This is a genomic window from Sphingobacterium sp. UDSM-2020, from assembly GCF_016132525.1.
Classification (GTDB): Bacteria; Bacteroidota; Bacteroidia; order Sphingobacteriales; family Sphingobacteriaceae; genus Sphingobacterium; species Sphingobacterium anhuiense.
This window is the reverse complement of sequence record NZ_CP066166.1, coordinates 2,832,041-2,853,475: the sequence shown is the minus strand read 5'-3', so window position 1 is coordinate 2,853,475 and position 21,435 is coordinate 2,832,041. Positions and strand designations below refer to the sequence as shown.

At 35.6% G+C, this 21,435-nt stretch carries 16 protein-coding genes; 8 read left to right on the top strand and 8 right to left on the bottom strand.

Annotated elements, in window-relative coordinates; all coding sequences use genetic code 11:
- Nucleotides 1–159: 159 nt before the first annotated feature.
- Together JAZ75_RS11965 and JAZ75_RS11960 are read right to left on the bottom strand one after the other, a co-directional pair.
- Nucleotides 160–1,596 (bottom strand): DUF4932 domain-containing protein, encoded by a 1,437-nt coding sequence (locus tag JAZ75_RS11965; RefSeq protein WP_208702095.1) that lies wholly within the window; start codon nt 1,594–1,596, stop codon nt 160–162.
- A gap of 231 nt (nt 1,597–1,827) precedes the next feature.
- Nucleotides 1,828–2,412 carry a hypothetical protein gene (locus JAZ75_RS11960; protein ID WP_208702093.1) on the bottom strand — a complete coding sequence of 195 codons (585 nt, stop codon included), beginning with the start codon at nt 2,410–2,412 and terminating at the stop codon, nt 1,828–1,830.
- Nucleotides 2,413–3,170: 758 nt separating this feature from the next.
- Here JAZ75_RS11960 and JAZ75_RS11955 point away from each other — a divergent pair.
- The 3 genes from JAZ75_RS11955 to JAZ75_RS11945 all read left to right on the top strand — a co-directional run bounded on the left by JAZ75_RS11955 (nt 3,171) and on the right by JAZ75_RS11945 (nt 6,327).
- Complete coding sequence (locus JAZ75_RS11955) at nt 3,171–4,280, top strand: hypothetical protein (RefSeq protein WP_208702091.1); 1,110 nt, start codon at nt 3,171–3,173, stop codon at nt 4,278–4,280.
- Between the two features lie 778 nt (nt 4,281–5,058).
- A complete protein-coding gene (locus JAZ75_RS11950; RefSeq protein ID WP_208702089.1) occupies nt 5,059–5,238 on the top strand; it encodes a hypothetical protein in 180 nt (59 codons plus the stop codon).
- A 9-nt stretch (nt 5,239–5,247) separates the two neighbouring features.
- Nucleotides 5,248–6,327 (top strand): hypothetical protein, encoded by a 1,080-nt coding sequence (locus tag JAZ75_RS11945; protein ID WP_208702087.1) that lies wholly within the window; start codon nt 5,248–5,250, stop codon nt 6,325–6,327.
- A gap of 211 nt (nt 6,328–6,538) precedes the next feature.
- Here the strand turns inward: JAZ75_RS11945 and JAZ75_RS11940 are convergent, their stop codons facing one another.
- Both JAZ75_RS11940 and JAZ75_RS11935 read right to left on the bottom strand, forming a co-directional pair.
- On the bottom strand, nt 6,539–8,929 hold the full coding sequence (locus JAZ75_RS11940; protein WP_208702085.1) for a PDZ domain-containing protein: 2,391 nt from the start codon (nt 8,927–8,929) through the stop codon (nt 6,539–6,541).
- A gap of 74 nt (nt 8,930–9,003) precedes the next feature.
- The gene (locus JAZ75_RS11935) at nt 9,004–9,207 is read right to left on the bottom strand and encodes a hypothetical protein (protein WP_208702083.1); all 204 of its coding nucleotides are present in this window, start codon (nt 9,205–9,207) and stop codon (nt 9,004–9,006) included.
- 1,181 nt (nt 9,208–10,388) lie between these two features.
- Between JAZ75_RS11935 and JAZ75_RS11930 the strand changes: the two genes are divergently transcribed.
- Nucleotides 10,389–10,583, top strand: coding sequence for a cold-shock protein (locus tag JAZ75_RS11930; protein WP_132841998.1), 195 nt, complete (start codon nt 10,389–10,391; stop codon nt 10,581–10,583).
- A 293-nt stretch (nt 10,584–10,876) separates the two neighbouring features.
- Nucleotides 10,877–11,983 carry a fatty acid desaturase gene (locus JAZ75_RS11925; protein WP_232789424.1) on the top strand — a complete coding sequence of 369 codons (1,107 nt, stop codon included), beginning with the start codon at nt 10,877–10,879 and terminating at the stop codon, nt 11,981–11,983.
- Nucleotides 11,984–12,150: 167 nt separating this feature from the next.
- Here JAZ75_RS11925 and JAZ75_RS11920 read toward each other — a convergent pair whose 3' ends face one another.
- Nucleotides 12,151–13,104, bottom strand: a complete 954-nt coding sequence (locus JAZ75_RS11920; protein ID WP_232789423.1) for a heavy metal-binding domain-containing protein — start codon at nt 13,102–13,104, stop codon at nt 12,151–12,153.
- Between the two features lie 281 nt (nt 13,105–13,385).
- Between JAZ75_RS11920 and JAZ75_RS11915 the strand changes: the two genes are divergently transcribed.
- The gene (locus JAZ75_RS11915) at nt 13,386–13,952 is read left to right on the top strand and encodes a hypothetical protein (RefSeq protein WP_208702081.1); all 567 of its coding nucleotides are present in this window, start codon (nt 13,386–13,388) and stop codon (nt 13,950–13,952) included.
- 79 nt (nt 13,953–14,031) lie between these two features.
- Here the strand turns inward: JAZ75_RS11915 and JAZ75_RS11910 are convergent, their stop codons facing one another.
- The gene (locus JAZ75_RS11910) at nt 14,032–15,075 is read right to left on the bottom strand and encodes a fatty acid desaturase (RefSeq protein WP_208702079.1); all 1,044 of its coding nucleotides are present in this window, start codon (nt 15,073–15,075) and stop codon (nt 14,032–14,034) included.
- A gap of 318 nt (nt 15,076–15,393) precedes the next feature.
- On the opposite strand from JAZ75_RS11910, the gene JAZ75_RS11905 reads away from it, so the two are divergent.
- Nucleotides 15,394–15,753 (top strand): lipocalin-like domain-containing protein, encoded by a 360-nt coding sequence (locus JAZ75_RS11905; RefSeq protein ID WP_208702077.1) that lies wholly within the window; start codon nt 15,394–15,396, stop codon nt 15,751–15,753.
- Between the two features lie 318 nt (nt 15,754–16,071).
- Here JAZ75_RS11905 and JAZ75_RS11900 read toward each other — a convergent pair whose 3' ends face one another.
- Complete coding sequence (locus tag JAZ75_RS11900) at nt 16,072–18,582, bottom strand: hypothetical protein (protein ID WP_208702075.1); 2,511 nt, start codon at nt 18,580–18,582, stop codon at nt 16,072–16,074.
- Nucleotides 18,583–18,772: 190 nt separating this feature from the next.
- Between JAZ75_RS11900 and JAZ75_RS11895 the strand changes: the two genes are divergently transcribed.
- Nucleotides 18,773–20,086: a hypothetical protein gene (locus JAZ75_RS11895; RefSeq protein ID WP_208702073.1), complete on the top strand. Its 1,314-nt coding sequence runs from the start codon at nt 18,773–18,775 to the stop codon at nt 20,084–20,086.
- A gap of 104 nt (nt 20,087–20,190) precedes the next feature.
- Here JAZ75_RS11895 and JAZ75_RS11890 read toward each other — a convergent pair whose 3' ends face one another.
- Complete coding sequence (locus tag JAZ75_RS11890) at nt 20,191–21,240, bottom strand: alpha-L-fucosidase (protein ID WP_208702071.1); 1,050 nt, start codon at nt 21,238–21,240, stop codon at nt 20,191–20,193.
- Nucleotides 21,241–21,435 lie beyond the last annotated feature (195 nt).

The following is a 21,435-nucleotide window of genomic DNA, read 5'->3' as shown; positions in this document are numbered from 1 at the left end:
CAATAACAGCTGTTGCTGATATAGGATTTTTGTGGGGATCGGTTTGATTAAAGAATACGGGAAGCCGTAAGGGTGGGATAAAACGTATAAAGCCATTCTTGACAGAATGGCTTTATACGTTTTTTTTATATGATCTGAGATTTATTTCAGTTTTTCGATCTAATTTGTACTGAACCTCAAAAGATAATCACTCATTGGTATACCTTCCATAGTTCTAAAGGATTTACCCGTAAAAATGATTTCGTAGCTCCTTTTTTCTTCTAAATCCCAATAAATAGTAACAGATTTCTTATCAGAAGAATAAGTATGTTTTTTTATAATTGGAAAACTTTCTTTAGAAATCCCATTAAAGGAACGACCTTTTCCCAATAACGGTCTGTCAAAATTGATCTTAAGTTGCTTTAATGTGTTGCTAACATTCTCCTGTCCATTCTGAAGCTCCTCAAAAGAAACTATTTTTGGTTTTTTAGCTTCATAGATATCAATAAAAGATTGAATATCTATAGCATAGGAATGATAAGCCTTGGCAATATTGGGCATATAACTCTCTAATGTAGGATATTTATCTCTTTGGTTATCAAATTTTTCAAGCTCAGAAACGAGTGCCTCAATCCAAAGAAAACCTCGCTCAAATTGTTCATTTACCTCTTGCTGTATTTCTTCTGTTTTAAAATGATGGTCATTCATATACTTTATTACTGCAGCTCGAACCAAAGCTTCATTTAACATCGTTTCCCAACTACCATAAGCCTGACGTTCCATTTTTTCTTTTAGGATGTTAAATAATTTTTCTCCACTATTTGTAAAAGCTGACGGATCTTTATCTAATAAATAATTAACAAAAGAATGATTAAATTCATGAAGCAATGTTGGCACATAATCTTGCTTTGAAAAGCTCGGTATTCCCATACTATCTACACTCCAAGTTCCCATAATAGCGTAGAGCTCTTTTTTACCTTTTGGAATATTCATTGCTACTCCAAAGTTGCTACCACCATTTCCTAATCCATTAACAATCAAAAACTTTTCTGTAGGCTCTTTACCGTAAAACCGCGAATACCAGCTTAGATCGATAGACTGATATATTGGCAAGAACCGTTTTTCGACTTCACGATAGGTATTTTTATTTTGTTGAAAAAATTTTTTGCTATGACTAATCCTGTAAAACTGCTTTAATAAATTTGAAAATTTGATCGCATTTTCTTTACTCCATCGTTTGTCAAGAGAACCGTCGATATATTCTAATTTAAGATTTAGCTCATCATCAAGATGGATTGCCATACTCATTACAGCATCATAACCAATACCACTCTCCTGCTTAATCTGTTTGATAAATTTTATCAATTCATGGTCTTTATAAAGTGAATAATGCGCTGCAATGCGATCTGTATAAGTTTTAAAGACTTCAGAACTGTATTCGCGGTTACCGGCTAATCTAAATACAATACTAAGAATCTCAATACGTTCATCAACCTTAGGTTTGTCCATAATTTTTCCAGGTTGACCATATGTTAACGTAAACAACAAACTGAATAGAATAATCAATACATGTTTAGAGATCTTTCTAATAGTAGGGCCAATAATATTTTCAATCATTTTTTATTATATCTTTTTTAGTCCTATAGTATGGTTTCAATATCAAGGATTTTGCCAAAAGTATAATTTATTGATAAACAGTATTATATAAAAATGTTATTATGATTGGTCGACCATAATCGGACATAACATGTTCATAAGTGAACAATAGGACCAAATGCCACATGAGCATTCCCAAACTTCTTTATTTGAAGAGAAAAATCCTTTAAATTGTTTAACTGTAACCACCTCTTAAAATAGCTGTACTAAGCTCTCTCCTCTCAATGTCTGTAGATAGGCAATATCTGGAGTTGAATACCAGTCTTTGTCTAAGGTGAGTACCTTCAATGCTGCTTTTTTTGCCAATAAAGATCCTGCTAACAGTTTCGCCACTTGATCGTAATCGATAAGATTGGAACTGACGATAGCTTTGCTAATGATCTTAAACTGCGCATGGGTTAAATCAGCGGATAGCAACTGTCCATAAAGTATGGCTATAGCTTGATCTTTGTCCAGAAAATCAAAATAACGGAAGAGCATGGCTTGACGGTCTATAAATACTTGATCATCCCCTGTTTCATTCATCGCTTTGAATAGCAGGGGTACAAATTCGGTCAATCGGGATGTGGCTATAAACTCCGCTGTAGCATTGTCCATCGCATAGATACCGGTATAGCGTTCTATGATCAAGCTTGCTTTGACTTTGTTCTTAATAACAGATCCATCGATATCTCCACCTGCCGCTTCTGCTTGTATATGTTTAATTTCATTGAGCAATACAGGTGTACCGATAGCGGTGATCATGAACGATTGGCGTTCCTTTGCCCGAGATCTCATCAATATTGACACTGAAGCCTATAACGGCATCTGTTAAAAGCTATCTGCATTTTGCTTTAAAGACTCCACTACGCTCTTATATAGCTCCTGTAATTTGTTTTCATAATTGCGGGAGCGCCCACCGAAAAATCCCGAAGTGATCTGCGAAGCAAACGCCACGAAGCTGGCTCCGGATTGCACTCAAAGCATTGGCTCCTATAACAGCTGTTGCTGAAATGGGATTTTTGTGGTGATCAGTTTGATTAAAAAATACGGGAAGCCGTAAGGATGATATAAAACATATGATCTATTTAATTTATTTTTCAGCTTTTCAAGCTGGTCGATGGTAAGATCCATACCTTTTAACCTCAGCTTCGCTTTTAACAAAAAAAATATCATATATAATTTATCTTGATGGAAAGATAGATCCCTTCGGGATTCAAAATATATAAACCCAAAGCCTTCGTAAAACTAATTGAGTTACTGTTGCCTACTCAAGCAAAAGTAAGGAAAGTCTCTTGCTGACAAAACAATAAACTCTTTCAGCAAAATATTTCCAGAATTAGATTTCTTCTGAACGGTTATTACCTTTATCTTCTGATACCTGTACTTTCTGATTAAAAGCATCTGTAAACAATAGCGCTACTCCTGCCAATTGACCTTCTGTCATAACCTCAACATACTGATCAATAGCTCACGAGGTGTTAAAATTCATAGGTAAACTTGTTTTTTTTCAATGATTATTGTTTAACTTTAATAACAAACCAATTCATAACCATATGATTAGTGCATTAACTAACTTAAAGAAAGCCATAGTAGTGTATGGCTCTCTACATCAAGAAAATGATAGTGAACAGCAACTTTTAGATGCACTTATTAATTTCGAGATGGATGCTTTATTTCATTCTGATTTGGTAAATACCACCGAACAAACTTTCCAAACCTTTTACAGTGAGCTACGCAGTACCTTCAACATCGTTTACCATTTAAAAAATCAGCAAGTTGATGCTGTTATTTTACAGTTTCAAAATGTGCTTGAATGCTTTGAAGATCTTTTCCGTAACAAAATGGATTTGAATGGCTTAGTGAGTGATTATGAATATCATCTTTTTAAAATAGAACTTATCGGAAAATTCCCGAATATAAAAGAGAGCCTTTACAAAAAAAAGGTTCCTTATCTCTTGATATTTGAAGTCCAAACAGCTATAAACAATCAATTCAAAAGCCATAATTCAAATCTTCATTATCACCAAAACCTATTTTTCAAGACACTGTTAGATAAGTTACAATGCATTGCTGAAGATACAATCAGCAAAAACTGGTTACAGTGCTTTATGGAAACAATGATTGATATCAATTTCAATCACATGGGGTTTTTCAATCGCTGTTGCGATATAATCGACTGTAAACTGAAGAATATGTCAATGACGGAACAAATGAATGAAATGATTATGATTCTTTTCCGTTTGCGTATTGCCAGCTATGATCCCAAACTGTACTATGACCCCGTAAACGAGCGTCTCCCTATACTCCTCACGCAATATGTGGAGCGCAGAAAACAAATATTAACAAAGTACCCCAATAGGATTGTAGACAATATGGCTGAAGACAGTGATGAGCCAACGACCGTGAATCGAAACAATATCATTACCTTGTTCCATTATATCAATAAAGTAAATCTACAGTTAGAAAAAAACAGCAGGATTGATTCTCTAAGTTTTTTAAAAACTATCATAGCGATCTTTGGACCAAATTTTACTGAAGAGAATCTTCTTGAGCCCGATAATTACCTGGATGAAACTGATTTAATTAAACAAATGAATGTAATCATTGCTGAAATAGACAAAGATTTAGAGAAACCATCAAGCGTACCTAAAACCAAACGATAATACAGGTCTGTAAAAATAGCCTCAAATATCTTGACACAAAATCTATAAACATCTCGAATAATTATCTAAATAAGCCGAGATGTCAAATTGAATTAAATATTTAACGCATAACATTAAAGCGGCAAATCATAGGGCAGCAATTGTCCTAACACATAGCTATAGATTAGTCTTTGTCCAAGAAATTAAAATAAAGGAAGAGCGTGGCTTGACGCTCTATGTATACTTGAGCCAGTCCTGTTTAACCCTCTGACAATAATATCAGGGGGCTTGCTAATGTTCTTAAAAAAACTACCATTAAAAATCCTTCTCAACGTCTACACTTGTAGCATGATCGTTTGTCTTAACTCGAAAATTTAAACAAAACTGATGACCTCTAAATCTACCTGAACCACTTCCTTAACCTTCCTACTTAAATTTTTTTGATCACTTTCTTGAAGCATTTAGTTACCACTTGTAAAAATCAATTTTCATTTTTTTTTAATATTATACCTAGTTCTTTTTAGATCCAGAATATGGACGCATCCAACACACCCCTACCATCTAATTGATCTACAAAAACTTAACTACAAAAATCTATAAAAGTTATCTTAACAATTTAATTTTGTCCCCTAATTGTCCCCCCCCAATAAACTTAGATAAACATTTATTTATTTAGTTTTATATTTTTAATTTATTAAATCAAACCTCCGGTTTATTACAATTAGATTACAGCAGTAAACTAACTATACTTCATCACTAAGTATTACGCAAAAATATTCGACAATATCTGTTATTAAAAATGAAAGAAAAAAAAAAATATTTAACTCCCAAACTCAAAGTCGACATAATCGAACTTGAGGAAAGTATCGCAGCAGGTTCAGCAACCCTCAAACCAGGAGGTCCAACACTCAATGAAAGACCTGCAATTGCAGATTGGCAAGATACAGGTATTCAAGATAGTTTTGACTGGAACTTATAAATAATGATTATGAATATTAGAAACAAAATTAACATGATATTTCGCAATGTATATAGCACTTCTTTTATATTAGCATACGCAAGCCTTTTAACCGTATCTTGTTCTAAAAAAAGCGACTCTTTGGAAAAAACCATTACAATTATTCCAAATGTAATAGCGATAAAAGATTACAGCAATCAAATAATCAAATTAAGCAATTCGAAAAAAGCTACTAATCAAATAAATACACGATCATCTCTGATTAAAACAGTTTATTTTGATAATATCGCTGCTGATATCAGCCTAACCAATGAAGTAGAAACAATACCTAATACCCAAATCAATCAAACGGTAAATCAACTCAAGAGTAAAAATAGCGCATCACTAAGTGCATCCAATATCATCATCTCTCCTAAAACGTACTATAGGTTCATGTTATTTGATAATCGTCAACAGTGGGATTCTTGGGCTGCGACATGGACAGTATCAGGAACAACAAATAACTGGGTCACAAGCAATCGCAATGTCACGTATAATTGGTATGCTGGCTCATATAATCAAGAAAAATCATTACCCTCTCTCACATATGATCAAACCACGATGCCAATGGATGATGTCACATCAGAGTTTATGGCAGCCAGTGGAAAAGTGACGACCTCTTTACAAAATAACTATGTAAATTTCACTTTTCAAAGAAAAACCGCTGCTTTGACCTTTATATTTGATGCGCGAAAAATGAAAAGTAAAATTATAGATATATCATTATCACCTGTTGACAAAACAGTTTTAAAAGGGGGTACTTTTAATCTCGCTACTGATCAAATCGAATCTCTTAAGAATCCAACCGTAAGCACTTTGGATAACTCAAAATGGAATAACTACAATATCAGTTCAGGTGATTCCGTCAAAGTAGCAAGTTTTTATACATTAGGAACAACCGATATTACTAATTTTGAAATTCAACTCGACAAAATTGTCTTACAGAATTTCAGTGATGCTCAAAATCCTAAAACGCACACACATTATAACAAAAAAATGCAATTGCCTATAACCATAAAGCCAACAGCAGGTCAACGCAACACCTTCACCATTACTCTACGTGAATTGTAAATAGGAAAGATTCAATGAACGAGAATACCGAAATAACCACATATCATTTGCCGTAAATAACCTATTGTATGTAAATTAAGCCCCCCGAAATCACTATCAGGGGGCTTTTCATGGTCATCCGTATGAAGATCTAATCTATATTATAAAAAATTATCACTCGCAAGTGGTTTACTTTCAGCAGAAACAGCAACAATAAGCTTTTAATAATCAACTATTTGATCACAATAATTTGTTTATTTTGGTTCCTATGAACACTCAAAGAAAAAGAATCTTTAGCTTCATCGCGTTTTAAAATTCGTTGTAGGTCGGCCAGATGATCTACCTTTTCATCTTGACACGCTATAATCACATCCCCTATTCGCAATCCGTTTTTATATGTTGCACTACCTTCATCTACCTTGAGTACCAATACACCAGCTATGGACGCTAGGCCAGCTGCAGATTGCTCACCTAAGCTTTCAATAGATTTGAGCGTTGCTCCTTTCCACATATAAATATCTTTCTTAGCATCTGCTATCGTTTCTGCTACCTTAGGAATTTGGGGCCCTTCGGCTAATGCTTTAAGTCTAGGATTACGAACTCCCATATGTAGCATGTCAAAATTTTCAAAGCCATCAAGTTTAGCAACATCCAACCTAAAGTCACCAATGGTAGCATCTTTAAATTTAGCTAAGATTACCTTTCCATTGCTTTCTATTCCTTTTGATTGATCGTTTAACAATGCCTGGTTGCTTGTGTAATAATTATTATCAACCGTATCTCCCCAAAATTTAACCTGGATATCCTGATGAGCCCTCATAACCACGTTATTTCTGAATACATCATGGCTATTTTTAAACCAGACATGCGGATGAAAACCATTGTTGATCATGACATTGTTATATACTTTTCGATAAAATCCTTCTCTAAGTTTGAGGCCACCGCTCAAACAAATATTATTATAAATCTTGTAATTCGTCGAACCATCATCCAGATCAATATCCCAACCGTGATCACACTGAAATCTGTTGTCATGTAAAATTGTCGTCTTCACGGCATCTAACTTTACCCAATTAGGATGTAACGCTACTAGTCGATCCATCACTTGGCGGTCAGGGTGCCAAAACCGGTCTCTTCCCCAAGAATTAAATGCACCATGATCACTGGTTTCAAGTACAGTATAAAATACATCATTGTAAGCAATTTCATGGCCACCCCATGTTCCATCTCCTACATTTATTCCCGACCTAGGAACTTCATATATAGTATTGTGCAATACTTTGATAGACGAGGCCATTGCGATCTGAACTCCAGCAACCTGTTTTTCGATCGTTCCTATTTTACGAATCAAGTTGTCACTAGCCTCACAATTCATTGGATAATCCTCCGATTTAGGACCTGGAACCGTATCCATTTCATTTGCCGTTACAAAATTTTCATAACGAAAAGACGGCGATCGCACCGCATCAGGATTTCCCACAAAATTGATTGCGCCAGCGCCTATACTTTCAATCAAGTTATTTGAGATTTTCACATCCCGATTGTAATTACTGACAAAGATGGCATTACCACCTAAGTCAACAAATTCCGATCCCTTGATCTCACAGCGCTCAGCACCTTCAATTTTAACCGCTCCCTGCCGATAAATAGTCCAGTCACTTCTCAGTAAAGGCTCGGCAGTCTTCATAAAAGTAGGCGTCGTGTAGACAAAACGAATACCTGCTACATGTACATCATGCACGTGTTGCGATAAACTACCCTGAATGGTTAAGATATTCTCCAACTGCGGTGCCTCAAATTGCAGGTTATTAGGATTTACTCCTGTGGCAGGATAATAATATAATGTACCGGCACCTTCATCCAGATACCACTCATTAACTGCATCTAACTCCTCAAAAACATTCTCGACAAAACGATAGGTATCGTGCATAGCGCTAGGTCTATTATTCTGCTCGCCCCCTTCCAGTTTCAGTTTACCTTCAGCATCCTTACCTACAACACGGTAATGAAACCCACCCCATCGGCCGATATGCAACGCATGTACATAGGCACCTACAGGATTTTTCCAGCTCTTCACACGTTCTGAACTAATGGCATCAGCGGCATACCCATTGAACGGAAGTATTGCTGGATCATAATTTGGATATCTTGCACGAATTAACTGCTTTTCATCTGCAAATAGGCTTTGGAAATTCATTCCTTTTGGTACCTGAGTTTGCCAAATGCCGTTAGCACCTTTTGTCCAGGATAGCTTAAGTGGCACAGCCCCGCTCCAGGTAACAGGCTCGCCATCAAATGCTTTAATCGTAAAAGGCGCGGCTGCAGTACCAGACAATTCAGCTCCAACTAGAAGCGGTTTATTTATATTGTATTTGCCTTCCCTAATCAAAATTTCAACTGCTCCTTTATAACCAGTTTTTTTTAATTTAGCAACACTTTCTATCGCCGCAGAAGGACTTGCATAAGGCTTATCTACAGTCCCTGGATTGCTGTCTTTACCCGACTTGGCAATATAGATTTTTTTAGTCACAACAGACTGAGCAATAGCGGTACTCCCCTTCCAAACGACACTAATTAGCAGTATTACCAATATTCGAGGAAAATACGTTAGAACATAATTCATAAGATGAAAAATTTATTAAATTGATTATTTTATAATAAGTTATAGTTTTTAGCTTATGGTAGTTAAAAATTGGACTACCTTCTCAATTGTCGTAAAATAACATTAATACACGTTTCATTAAAAACAGGTGCTCCCAAACGCCATTCCATTAATTCTTCAGAAGCTTCTTTTGTATATCCAATAGGCTGTTCTCTCGAAAAACAGACTGTAAAACATTGGATCCTATTTTTTTTTAAAACAAACAAAATCCTTCGTACATCTCCATTCTTCTTATCCATAAGATTTATGATGATCAATTACTACATCAGGTTAGCAACACGATTAAAGTTTTCGAAACCAATTTAACAAAATTTACACAAAGTATAATTAACTAGTTTTTCCAAACTATAAATGGATCTGGCATCGTATTTCAGATCGCTACTCATCACAATATAATAAACAAAGAGGAACAACAGTTTTCAGTATAAATAACAAGCCTATCAAGCAAGTGAAGCCTGAAATTGTTATAATACAATGCTTTACTTTGCATTTGGTTTGTTGCCCTAAAATTATTGAATTAATAGCTCCGTAATACATCTTAAATTATCCGATTTGCATGTATTATTAACATTGTTTAGGAATTGAAATGCTTTTAGCAATAAACTTCTAAAAAAATGCCTTTCAGTTCATAAAGAGGGCTTTCATCTAAACTATATCATATTCTTTTTACTTATTTACACCAATATGAGGCCTGTCGCATTACTGGTACTTGTTAAAACTTACATCCTTTTTTAATATCACGAGCCACCCCATATTAAAAAGGATTACTCGTACCTACCAAAGTAGCATCTTATACCTCTGCATTATGAAAAATTTCAAGGTATAAAGTTTTCCTCCTTCTGGCCTAACCACTCCGAAGAAGGAATCAGGAATATCCCTGATTTAGTATCCAACAGCTGTTGCTAATAATCTGTAAATACCTCGCCTATGAGTTCGTAGATACCTGGACAGTTTTTATCGGAAGATTGCATTTCAAAATATTTCCCGTCAATTTGATACTAAATTCAATAGAATTCGGCTATAAAACAGAAAATCCTAATTCCCTCTCGTACTAAAACTGTTAAGACTATATATGTATTGTTGATTAACAGTTTTAAAATTTCATAAATAATAAAAAAAATTTATTAAAGAAAAAATATTTTGATTTAAAATAATTTATACTTATCTTTGTTATAGAATCAAGCATGATTGCGGTTAATAAAGCAGTAGGTTTTCCCTACATTGTCTATTTAGTCCTGTCAATTGCTAATTTTTGTTATTCATAAAAAGTGCGCAGTACTCTTAGAGTTTGACTCCAATCAACTTTCAATTTACACACATCCTTTTTCTTTCTAGCAGATCGATTAACTTCTGAAAGTCATATTTTATGTCTTTTACAGGAGTTCAGAATTAAATAATTTTTAATAAAAACAATAATATAATGCAAGAAGGAACAGTAAAATTCTTTAACGTTACTAAAGGTTTCGGTTTTATTACACCAGCAAACGGTGGTCAGGATGTATTTGTACATTCAACAGGTCTAATGGATGATATTCGCGAAAACGAAAAAGTTACTTACGAAGTAGAAAACGGTCAAAAAGGTGTTAACGCATTTAATGTACGCATAGCAAGATAAAAGAATTCGGGAATTATCTTAATTCTCGGTATTTTGATGTAGTAATTAGCATTTGTGCTAATTAACTACATTTTTTTAATGTACCTCTCCCATCTTAAATCAGTTTCATCAACCACGACAAGAATGGTATTTATCATGTACTTGTGATTAATTTCCAAAAGAATATACTTGCATTAATTACTTCAACAGATCAAATCCCATATTGAACAAATGAGGAACTCCATTTATCGATCTACACTACTATTTTTCAATTGTACATATTTTAAGGATTATGATCACTATGATGATTTGCAATGAAAAATATAATTACTAACAAACTAAACTATAAATTTATTAATAACATATCATTTTTAGATCATGTACTTCAACCACCTTCCTATGGGTGGCAAGATGCTACAGGAAAACTTATTAAGCCTAGTAACAAAGAAATCATTACTGAATTCTTTAGGAGACTTAACATCTTTAAGGACCGTAGAAATTGGCTTCCTTTTTTCAGCTGGTTCAAGATTGCCTGCCTTATTCCCTTTTTCTTTATTTTTTTAACGAATTATCTGACATGGTGGACAGTTCTAGCGGCCTTTGTATACAGTATGATCATCATGGGAACCCATGGAACTATCTGGCACCACCGCTACTGTACACATGGATCCTATAAGTTTAAAAATAATTTTTGGCGATTTATTACCCAAAATCTTACGATCAGTGTTATTCCGGAAGAGATATATGTCATATCACATCATGTACATCATGCAAAATCAGATCAGCCGGGTGACCCTTATAATGCCCAGGCGGGTTTTTTATACTGTTTCCTAGCAGATGTTAATCACCAGCCGATATCAAAAAACCTGAATGAGCAGGATTATAATAGAGTTAAATCCCTGATGTTACATACAGGTGTACCGGCGAACTCTTATCATCAATATAAAAAATGGGGTTCATATGTATCTCCTGTTTATGCTATAGTAGCATCATTATTAAACTGGGTATTTTGGTATGCTACTTTTTTTCTAATAGGTGGTCATGCACTTGCATGTAGCCTGTTTGGTGCGGCAGCTTTCTGGGGAATCGGTGTACGTACTTTTAATTATGAAGGACATGCCAAGGGAGAAGATAAGCAACGGGAAGGATCAGATTTCAGTGTGAATGACAAATCTATCAACCAAGTATGGCCCGGAATTGTTGCGGGAGAATGGCATAACAATCACCATTTATTTCCTAAAAGTGCACGCAGTGGTTTCAAACCTCATCAGGTAGATCTCGCATGGTACTATATCAAACTATTGCATAAAATGGGAGCTATCTCCAGCTATAGAGATGACAAGAAATTGTTTTACAAACGTTATCACAATCCCTATCTGGAAGCTAAATCAAATAAAAAAAATAAAGATATTATTGCATAAACTGTCATCATAAACTAGCGTACAAATTATTATCTCTTTTGTTTTCGGAAATATTATTGTACTGTAGAATTCAATCCAGATAGTTATTCACAGAATGAAAATTAATACAGGAACGCCTAACTTTAATTAATAAGTTAGGCGTTCTTACATTAATTATTTATGCTCATTTAATGTTGATGTCCATGGTTTTTTCCTTCCTCATTACCTTTCTCTCCCTGGGCTACGTCGACAGTAAAATCTGCTGTGTGCACTTGTCCGTCAATTTTAAACTGTGCCCACATCCGGTATAATCCCGCTTTTTTAATATTGGTTTGCGCATATATCGGAAAGCGCTTGTCTGATACCGGATGAATATGAAGAAAATCTTTATCTTTTGCTCCGATCATAACAATATGAGCCGTTGCTCCCAAATAATTTTGAAAATCACTTTCCTTTAATTTCTTGCCATTCTTTTCGACTGAGAATTGCAGATCCTGTGTCTGATTTGTTTTTAGATCATTAGCATTAATCAAAGTAACGGTATATCCTGCTATTGTTGAAACTGCTTTTGGCTTCAATTCAAAAGAAGTGGCACCCGCAGTACCCGTTACTTCAAGTTTCTTCATCTCAACTTCTCCAGCCAATCCCTTAGGTTTGTAATCTGTAAACAGCAGGTAGTTGCCTGCGGCAGGAAATATTTCTTTCACACTATAACTACCATCCTGCTGTTCTTCGGGATGAATATGATCAAACCAGGATAAATCTTCACTTACTACCAAGAGGTGCATTTTCATTTCATGAACTTCCTCTAATCCTACATTTTTCTCATTCTCCTTTATTGAGATCGAAAGTGCTGTTGTTTTTCCAGCTTCTATAGGCTGCGGTGAAGCTAAAATACTGACCGCTAACTTAGCCGCATCCTCCTTATGAATAGGCTGTAATTCCATACCGCATTTGGTACATTTTTCACCTTTATGTCCTGTTACTTCAGGGTGCATAGTACAGGCATAAGTATGTTCGTGATTGTGAGTTGAGTCTTGTTGTGCTGTCATTGTTTCTGTTTTACTATTTCCGGGATTGTTACAAGCTGCGACTGTTGTCATGGCCGTCAACCCTAAAAATATAATTTTAAATTTTTTCATATATGCATAGTGTTTGTAGATTAAATCTTGAAATCTACCTTTTTGTTTTCCGTCCTACTTAAATATCTACTATCGAAAGGACAATACAAAGATGAGCAAAAGTTGAGCTTGCTATTTTACGGTATTTTGAGTTTGATTTGTAAAATTTACTGATTCCACTTTTGCCCCCCCTATAGCATTTCTTTGCATGCTATGCGCCATCACTGCAAAATGTATCAACTGAAGATTAAATTAGGGATGTTTGGCACGATTTTCAACGTACTTAAATTCAACAAATTAATATGATGAAACTTATTCTATTAACAGGTATCTCTCTTTTTACACTCAGTTTTAGTGCATGCGCGCAACAAAATGGAGCAAAAAAGGAAAGTACGGCTATATACACCGATAGTCTGGAACATGATCAAGAGCTCGGACTAACTCCTCAACAGGAAGAAAAAATTAATGCGATAAATAAAAGTACAGCGTCTAAGTTTGAAGCAATAGGTCGCAATTCATCTTTATCTGGCTATCAAAAGGGACAAAAGAAACGTGAGCTTGCATTGCAACATAAGAAAGAAATTTTTAACGTATTAACTGCGGAACAACAAAAAAACTGGTTGGAAAAATATGGTGATGAACGAGCCTCCATTAAGGATAATGTGACAGATCAGGCAGATCAGGCATTAAAAAAGCTGGAAGACCGTTATGATGCCGACAAAAAATCCATTGAGGATGACCATTCATTAAGTAAAAGCGAAAAGAAAATACGTCTCGAGAAGTTAAAAGTCAACTATAAAAATGAAAAAGAAAAGTTAAAAGAAGCGAAAGAGAAAGCGACAACGAGTGGTTTACTTCAAGGAAGATAATGGCACAGGTAGATAGTAATATGACCTACATTCAAGCGCCATCAATCAATTTCATTCGCAACTCATAGACTTATAAAAGCTAACTTATTTCATTAAAACGGTTTGCTCTTCTAAATGTTCCCATATCATTAAAACGGACACCATGTGCTTTCATAATTTCATGTGCTTTTTTACGGGCGATATGCCTTACATAGAAAGATTCATTAACGACAAAATGATGAATACCATGTGTCCATCCGAAAAAGAAACAGAATATCTGAAATGGATAAGTCCACCAGACGGTTAGTATCTGCGTCTGTTCGATTACGTTTCCTTTCTCTACATCTCCAAAATAATGTAAATTTGAAGTGATAAAATGGAGGCAGAACTGACGTAATAAATTTGGTAATAGAATAATATAGATGATAGGATTGCACCAACTTAATATTGATTTAATCACTATTGGGAAAACAAAGCCAATATCAAATTTTCGATTTAAAAAGTCAAGTAATAAATCTGCACCAAAAAAATATAAGAGGATATGTGAAACGATTGTCAGTGGAATTAATCCAAAGACACCGCAAAGCTTAAGTTTATGAGCAGTTTCAAATTTCAAATTTCCATTGTCTACTTCACGTTTGATATCGGAAAACAATCCTCTTACGCGAAGTAAATTCCCTAAAACCAAATCGGGGGTAAATAATAGGCGTTTCAATGTCCATTTTTCACCATTAGTAACACCTCTTTCTTCGACATCATGTAAGGTTCCCGAAAAACGATGGTGATGTAGATGCAAAGTACGCCTAAACCAAGGATTTAAAGTAAGGGGTCGTAAAATCCATACAGAAAATAACATCAGATTATGAATGGCTTTATTACCTTTAAAATACATATAATGAATTAAATCATGTTCCAATTCATGCAAGACTCCAAATAAAAATGCATTTACAACGATTAAAATCCATGCTGGAACAACATCAATATACCACAGATATCCCATGAGTAGACTCAATCCCACACAGAGCAAAAAAATACTGAGTCCGATTGCATTTTGATATTTTAGCAAAGGGTATTTACATTTTAATGCTTTGTAAGATTCTATTATCTCTTTTCTAATTTTACTTGTCCGTTCCTGATGCGTCACTATTTTCTTTCTTAAAATTTCCTTGCAAGTTACCTAATCTTGGACAAATAAATGGTTTTAAGCTCAAAAGCAAACACAGAGCTGACATAAGCTGATGTTTAAAAGACTCTAACATTAACTTTGAAATGTTTCTTTTCCATGAGCTGCACTTAAGGTAAAATAAACTGCAGTTTCAATTTTTCATTTCACAACGAAAAAACACTGTGAATCTTCCTGTTACCAAAAAAAACTAAACGATCGCTAATCCCAAAATATTAAGATTCTTATAAGAAAATTAAAGTAAAAATCTTAAATTGCCTATACAATATTATGCAGTCTATGAAAACTTTATTTACACTTATCCTATGTTTGACTGGCTTATTTAGCTACAGTCAAACCTCAAAAGAGCTCATCGGAAAATGGAAACTCGTCAAAGAGACTAAAAATGGAGTCGTGACAAATCCAAAAGAAACCTACCAAATATTTATGGAAGGGGGAACATTTAAAGGAGTTAGCGGAGAAAATTCCCGTAAAGGAAAATGGAAACTTTCTGATGACAATAAATCACTTACAATTAAAATCAGCATCATTTCTATAACTTTCAAAGTAGATCAATTCGATGCTAAAAAAAGAATTATCAGCAGTGACAAAACCGGAACATTAGAATATGAAAAAGTTTCGGACAATCCGGAAGAATAATTAATATCCAAGAATATATCATTTCTAAGAAGTCACTAAAATAAAGTTTTTATTGAACACAAAATAATCTTGTCCGTCAGCAAAATCTGTTGTCGGTGTATTATTTTCTTTTTTAGGTCATAAAACCTTTTATGTTATAAAAAGACCATAAAATACGTAAGCCCTTGCAAATAGTAATAGTCTTATATAAATAGATTTGTGTGAACTTAAGCCATTAAATAATTTAATATGTTCCGGATGTTAATAAATTTTGTTTTAATCCATATTTTCAGTTACAGGATGATAATCGTCCTATAACTGAAAATAGAATTATGCATATTATTTATAATCTAACCAAGCTGTCGCTTCGCAATTCTGATCACTTACAAAACGGATCCATCTTGCCTGGAAGTCCTTCGGAAAATCAAATTTGAGTGTCTGTCCATTTTTCACCGATAGTGTTTTATAAGCCATCCAATTACCATCTCCGCCAGGATCAACCTCCAACGTTATGTTTACGGTTCCCTTTTCATTATGGGATAATATTAATGATTTCTTATCGTAAAAACCAATCAGGTAAGGATCTGAAGAAGTTCCTTTTTGAACGGCAGTTTCGTACCAAGGACCGCCATGCCCAGTTGGTTTACCCAACTTCCAAAGATCATCAATGGCACCTGCCCATACCGCAGCTTTTTTATCAGTTGAAACAAAGATGTGCTCTGAATTGGATTTTGCTTTTTCCAGATCTAACCCCGTCATGATAAGCATACCGCGATAAGAAGCGTAATCATTTATTTTCAGATTGTGTGATGATACAGGACGTATTTTTGCATATCCATCTGCATTTTCAGCAGGAAGTTCATAAAATGTACCGTGCAGATTAAACAAATCGCGCTCGGTTGCAACTTCTCTACAGATACGCAAAGCTGCTTCATTGGTCAATGACGTATAAGAGTCGTCTCCTAAAGGCAATCTCCAACGACGCCCCTTGTCATCGACAATCAAAGCCGATGAAGATTCAATTTGAACGACCTGCTGTGGAATGCTGTACTTTGTCTCTATTAACTGTTCTGTTTTTGAATCCGATTTTGGAACTAAATTGAATTTATCATCCATTTCATAATAGCCGACTTTCTCCTTCTGTCCCTTATGATTATAATCGTATGCTAATAAGCCTAAACTTCTGCGATTTTGCCCCAAACTGTACAAAAGACCACCGGAAAACTCTCCATCTGTAGATATACCTGTAAATATTTTATCCGCTTTTGTTTCACGCTTATCTGCATCGTGATAGGTAAAATGCACACTTAACTGAGCATCTTGGTCCGATTTGAGACGAATCCACTCGCCCTGCTCTTTTGAGGAGAAAGATTTATGAAGCGTTTCACCTGCCTTTAAAGGGTACTCTCCTATTTTAGACCATTTACCATCCCCTTTCAGATCGACCTCTGCCGTCAATACAATGGCTTTCTCACTGTGGTTGTGCATCCATGATGAACGATTGTTCCAGCCTGCGAACAACATCGGATCGGAATACACGCCAGCTTTTACATCGTCCTGTTGCCATACTGAACCTTCTGAGGCTTTTGGTCCTAAATGATCAATCGTACTGCGATCGGTAAACCAAAGATTGGAATGTGACTGCCCGGGTCCTTCCAAGTTTCCTTTTGCTTTTCTTTTATTTAAAAATTCCTTTTGCGCAGAATCGTCGGTACCAAAGACAAGTTTATCATTCCATCTTGTGAAATCACCAATTACTTTTAGATAAGCTGACTTGGGACGTATTCCTGCTGTCGTGTTATTAGTAAATGTCCCCGGGAATGACCAGAACATACCGTGCATGGTCATGATATAGTCGTTCTGTCCTTCTTTACCCACATTACGAATACGAGGCCACTCGGTATTCCAACCATGAGCACCATCGTAACTACGGCTTGCTTTTGGTAATCTAAAGAAGATCCATTTCCCTTCTCCACGTACACCCAGTAATATGGACTTATGATCCCAACCTGTTGCCCACACAGGATCTGTCTGTGGATTTGCATTACCTTCCACACCTCCAGGACCTGTCACTTCAACGAATTGATTTCGGCGGATTATTTTCCAATTCGTCCCATCCCATTCAGATAAACTTCCAGAAGGTGTATCAAATTGCGTAAGCGCCTTATCTCCATATTCGCCATTATTACTATAGACCAATACGCCTTGCCCAGAAAACAATCCTTTTCCGTGATAACCGGGTAAGTTTGCCGTTGGGACATTGCGTCTGTCAGAGGGTTTTAGATTTGTATCGGAATAAAGCCACTTAACGCCCAAAGTATGTACATCAACCTCGTAAAATCCTTCCTCCATTGTACCGTAGAAGATCTTATTGGCAGGATCTGTCAAGTGACGTGCATTTCCTGTAAGCCGGCCGGGCATTTCTTTATTTGGGATAACCCGTACTTCACCTGTTCCGCTGATGGCATAGGGGCCCATAAAAAGTTGCTTGCTTTCTTTATGGATCATGCGATTGGCAGGAGTACCGCCAATGCTTTCTTTACGAACATTCTGATTGAGGTTGGCATCAATTTCATACAATTTATCTGAAGATCCGTGCGGTAAATGAGGCCCATAAGTAATCGCCCAAAGCTTACCAGCCCATGACATAACAGCTCCAGTACCAGCCTCCCCTTCTTCGTTATACATCGCCAAATGTGGATAAATACCACTTACAGATTTATAGCTTTGTTTTTGTTGCGCATGTGCATTTTGATAAACCAGTGCACCTGAAAAGATTAAAGCAAAAGTTACCTTATTCTTCCAAGAAACGATTCGATTTTTCGTTAATTCAGTCATTGAGTGATTCATGTATTAAAGTGGCTTATAATAAAAGTTTTTAATTCTTATATTTGGTTTGTACTAATCAGGATATAACGCATGGAACGATCATCCTACGAGCAAAATTAATTAAGATTATCCTGATTAAGGAAGCCATTTTTGTACAAACAAAAACCATTATTAACAACAACTTAATACCCTTATTACCAGTAAATTAATCATGAGTAAAAACAACTTTGGACAAGACAAAATTGGTAATGACTTCAGATTGTTGGAGCTTTGTTGTCAAGAGGTTGCTTCCAAATTTGGAAAGACGAAAAGTGAACTATGGAAGAATAGTGATTATGTTCAATTGAGTGCACAGCTGAGGCGGGAAACGAAAGTAGTGATCAGTGAAAACACGTTAAAAAGAATCTTTGGAAAACTCAAAACGACTGAACGTTATTATCCACAAAAAGCGACAAGAGACGCTCTTGCTGTATTTGTCGGATTCCGGGATTGGCAGGAGTTTGAGAAAGTCCAAAATGCTAAAGAAACTTTCGAACCTTTGGAAGTTGCCGATAATAGAATAGCTCCTGAAACGAAAACAAATGAAATAAGTCCATCAAAAAAAACAGGTGTTAATCGTTTCTTTATTTTTGCGTGTTTAATTGCTCTCGTACTGCTTACTGCTGTTTGGACATGGTGGCCAAGAAGTGAAAAAAAAACAGCTGTTTATTTGAAATGTCTGAATCCGGAGGGCCATACCCCACACTCGGCAATATTTAAACTTATACCAAAAGACGATGAACATATCCGTTTATCAGACTACGAAATTGAGTTTAAAGATGGAAAACGGGACCGGTCTAGGTTTTCAGACAGCACTTTAACACATTACTACGAATTACCTGGAGTTTATTTTCCTATACTATATTATAAAAATAGAATAATCGATACAGCAAGAGTTTTTTTAGCTACTGATGGTTGGGAGGCTACAGCTCAGATCCAATATGACACCACCCGTGTTTATCCAATTTTATTACCCAAAAGTATTAATCGCCAGATTCCCCCTAACCTTAGTATTCACCAAATATTAACCGCTGGAGTTGATACCGTACGTACTTTTTTCACACATTATGCAAACATGCAACCAACAGCAATATCTGGCGATAATATGATGCTGGAGGCTTTCATTACAACTTCTAAAGAAAGACCCGGAGTAAGGTGTTCTCAGGTGGATATTACGATATATGGAGAAAAAGACCGGCACGAATTATCACTTATGAAACCCGAATGTACGGCATGGAGCTCATACAAGTTTTCGGAGAAATATAAAAGTGGCAAATCTGAAGATTTACGGGCCTTAGGACATAATCTTTCTAATGGAGGACATATTAAGCTCACCATTATCAACAAAGTGGTTACGCTATATATTGAAGGTCAAAAAGTATTTCAAACCCATTATGAAAACTCAATCGGCAATATCTTAGGTGCCAATCTTATGTTTTCCGGAATAGGTAAATTTTCTAATTTCAAAATGGAAAGTCTGCCTTAGGTAATATACGATGCTATAAAAAAACATCATCAAAGAAGACCCATAGTAGTCGCTATGTCCCTTCTTTGATGATGTCAATTCCTTTGGTTAGATAAAATATGTTATTACAACCCTAGATTTACTTTTAATTTTTGCAGTACATCAACGTCAGTATCTTTGACACGACCTTCACGATTTGGACCTACGTTTAGAATCAAAATATTATCCTGGGCAGTTGCTTTATGATATAGATCGGCTAATTCTGCAACAGGACGAGGCGTATTATCATCCGTATGGTAGAACCATCTTTTTCCCAAAACTACTGTTGTTTCGAACGGCATATAATAAACCTGCCCTTGGTTAACAAATAATTTTGGATCTGGATCTTTAGGAAGATAGGGATCCCCTAAGCGGAAATCACTCGGAAAATAACGGATCGGGAAGTACTCCTCCTGATCAATTGGAAGTACAGGATGCTGGTCAACATTTTTTGGAGAACCGATGGTCCAATTAACTCCTACTTGACATTGCGGCGCACGCTCTTTTACATTTGAATAAAGTTGCTGAATAGGCCAACGGTAATTTTCTTTTTCCCAACCTCCATCTAACCATAACTCGACCACTTTAGTATGTTTCTGCGCCAACTCCAGTAGCTCATTGATTTGATTCAGCATATATTTATTGTAAGCAAAGTCGGCTTTAACATTCTTTACCTCTCCATTTTCTTTTCGGTCCCATAGTGAATAATAAAGTCCCAAACGTATTCCCTGTTTTTCACATTCCTTAGCTATAGCTTCTACAACATTGGTTTTATTACCAGAATTGGCAACATCATACTCCGTATATTTACTATCCCAAAGACAAAAACCATCATGATGTTTTGCAACTAGAATAATATATTTCATTCCCGAATTTTTGGCTGTAGCTACCCACTGCTTCGCGTCAATTGTGGTCGGATTGTAAGAGGAAGCTGGTTTTGATCCGTCTGTCCATTCCTCATTATGAAAAGTATTGATACCAAAATGAATGAACATGCCATATTTACGTTTAATTTGCTCCAGTTGGTATTTGCTAGGCTGTGTAGATGATGACGGCACTTGCACCTTTGACTGTCCAAAGGTGGAAAAACCAATACTCAGTAGCACCATCATCAATATTTTATTTTTATTATTCATAGCTTATTGCTTTTTTTGCTGTTTATGATTACTATTTGATTATAATAAAATGCACAAGATTAAGGCGGATCGCATTAAATGTGATTTATTTTCCACAGGTAATTATTGATTATTAGTGTAAAGTTAGACAGATAGAAAATAACTCCATGAAACAATATTAACCCAATGTGATGTTATATTGTCCGATCTTCATAA

Excerpts from the sequence above, each read along its gene's own strand:
- JAZ75_RS11965 (WP_208702095.1), bottom strand. The coding sequence starts at position 1,596 with ATGATTGAAAATATTATTGGCCCTACTATTAGAAAGATCTCTAAACAT.
- JAZ75_RS11920 (WP_232789423.1), bottom strand. The coding sequence starts at position 13,104 with ATGAAAAAATTTAAAATTATATTTTTAGGGTTGACGGCCATGACAACA.
- JAZ75_RS11925 (WP_232789424.1), top strand. The coding sequence starts at position 10,877 with ATGAAAAATATAATTACTAACAAACTAAACTATAAATTTATTAATAAC.
- JAZ75_RS11930 (WP_132841998.1), top strand. The coding sequence starts at position 10,389 with ATGCAAGAAGGAACAGTAAAATTCTTTAACGTTACTAAAGGTTTCGGT.
- JAZ75_RS11915 (WP_208702081.1), top strand. The coding sequence starts at position 13,386 with ATGATGAAACTTATTCTATTAACAGGTATCTCTCTTTTTACACTCAGT.
- JAZ75_RS11935 (WP_208702083.1), bottom strand. The coding sequence starts at position 9,207 with ATGGATAAGAAGAATGGAGATGTACGAAGGATTTTGTTTGTTTTAAAA.
- JAZ75_RS11950 (WP_208702089.1), top strand. The coding sequence starts at position 5,059 with ATGAAAGAAAAAAAAAAATATTTAACTCCCAAACTCAAAGTCGACATA.
- JAZ75_RS11945 (WP_208702087.1), top strand. The coding sequence starts at position 5,248 with ATGAATATTAGAAACAAAATTAACATGATATTTCGCAATGTATATAGC.
- JAZ75_RS11905 (WP_208702077.1), top strand. The coding sequence starts at position 15,394 with ATGAAAACTTTATTTACACTTATCCTATGTTTGACTGGCTTATTTAGC.
- JAZ75_RS11895 (WP_208702073.1), top strand. The coding sequence starts at position 18,773 with ATGAGTAAAAACAACTTTGGACAAGACAAAATTGGTAATGACTTCAGA.
- JAZ75_RS11900 (WP_208702075.1), bottom strand. The coding sequence starts at position 18,582 with ATGAATCACTCAATGACTGAATTAACGAAAAATCGAATCGTTTCTTGG.
- JAZ75_RS11940 (WP_208702085.1), bottom strand. The coding sequence starts at position 8,929 with ATGAATTATGTTCTAACGTATTTTCCTCGAATATTGGTAATACTGCTA.
- JAZ75_RS11955 (WP_208702091.1), top strand. The coding sequence starts at position 3,171 with ATGATTAGTGCATTAACTAACTTAAAGAAAGCCATAGTAGTGTATGGC.
- JAZ75_RS11890 (WP_208702071.1), bottom strand. The coding sequence starts at position 21,240 with ATGAATAATAAAAATAAAATATTGATGATGGTGCTACTGAGTATTGGT.
- JAZ75_RS11960 (WP_208702093.1), bottom strand. The coding sequence starts at position 2,412 with ATGAGATCTCGGGCAAAGGAACGCCAATCGTTCATGATCACCGCTATC.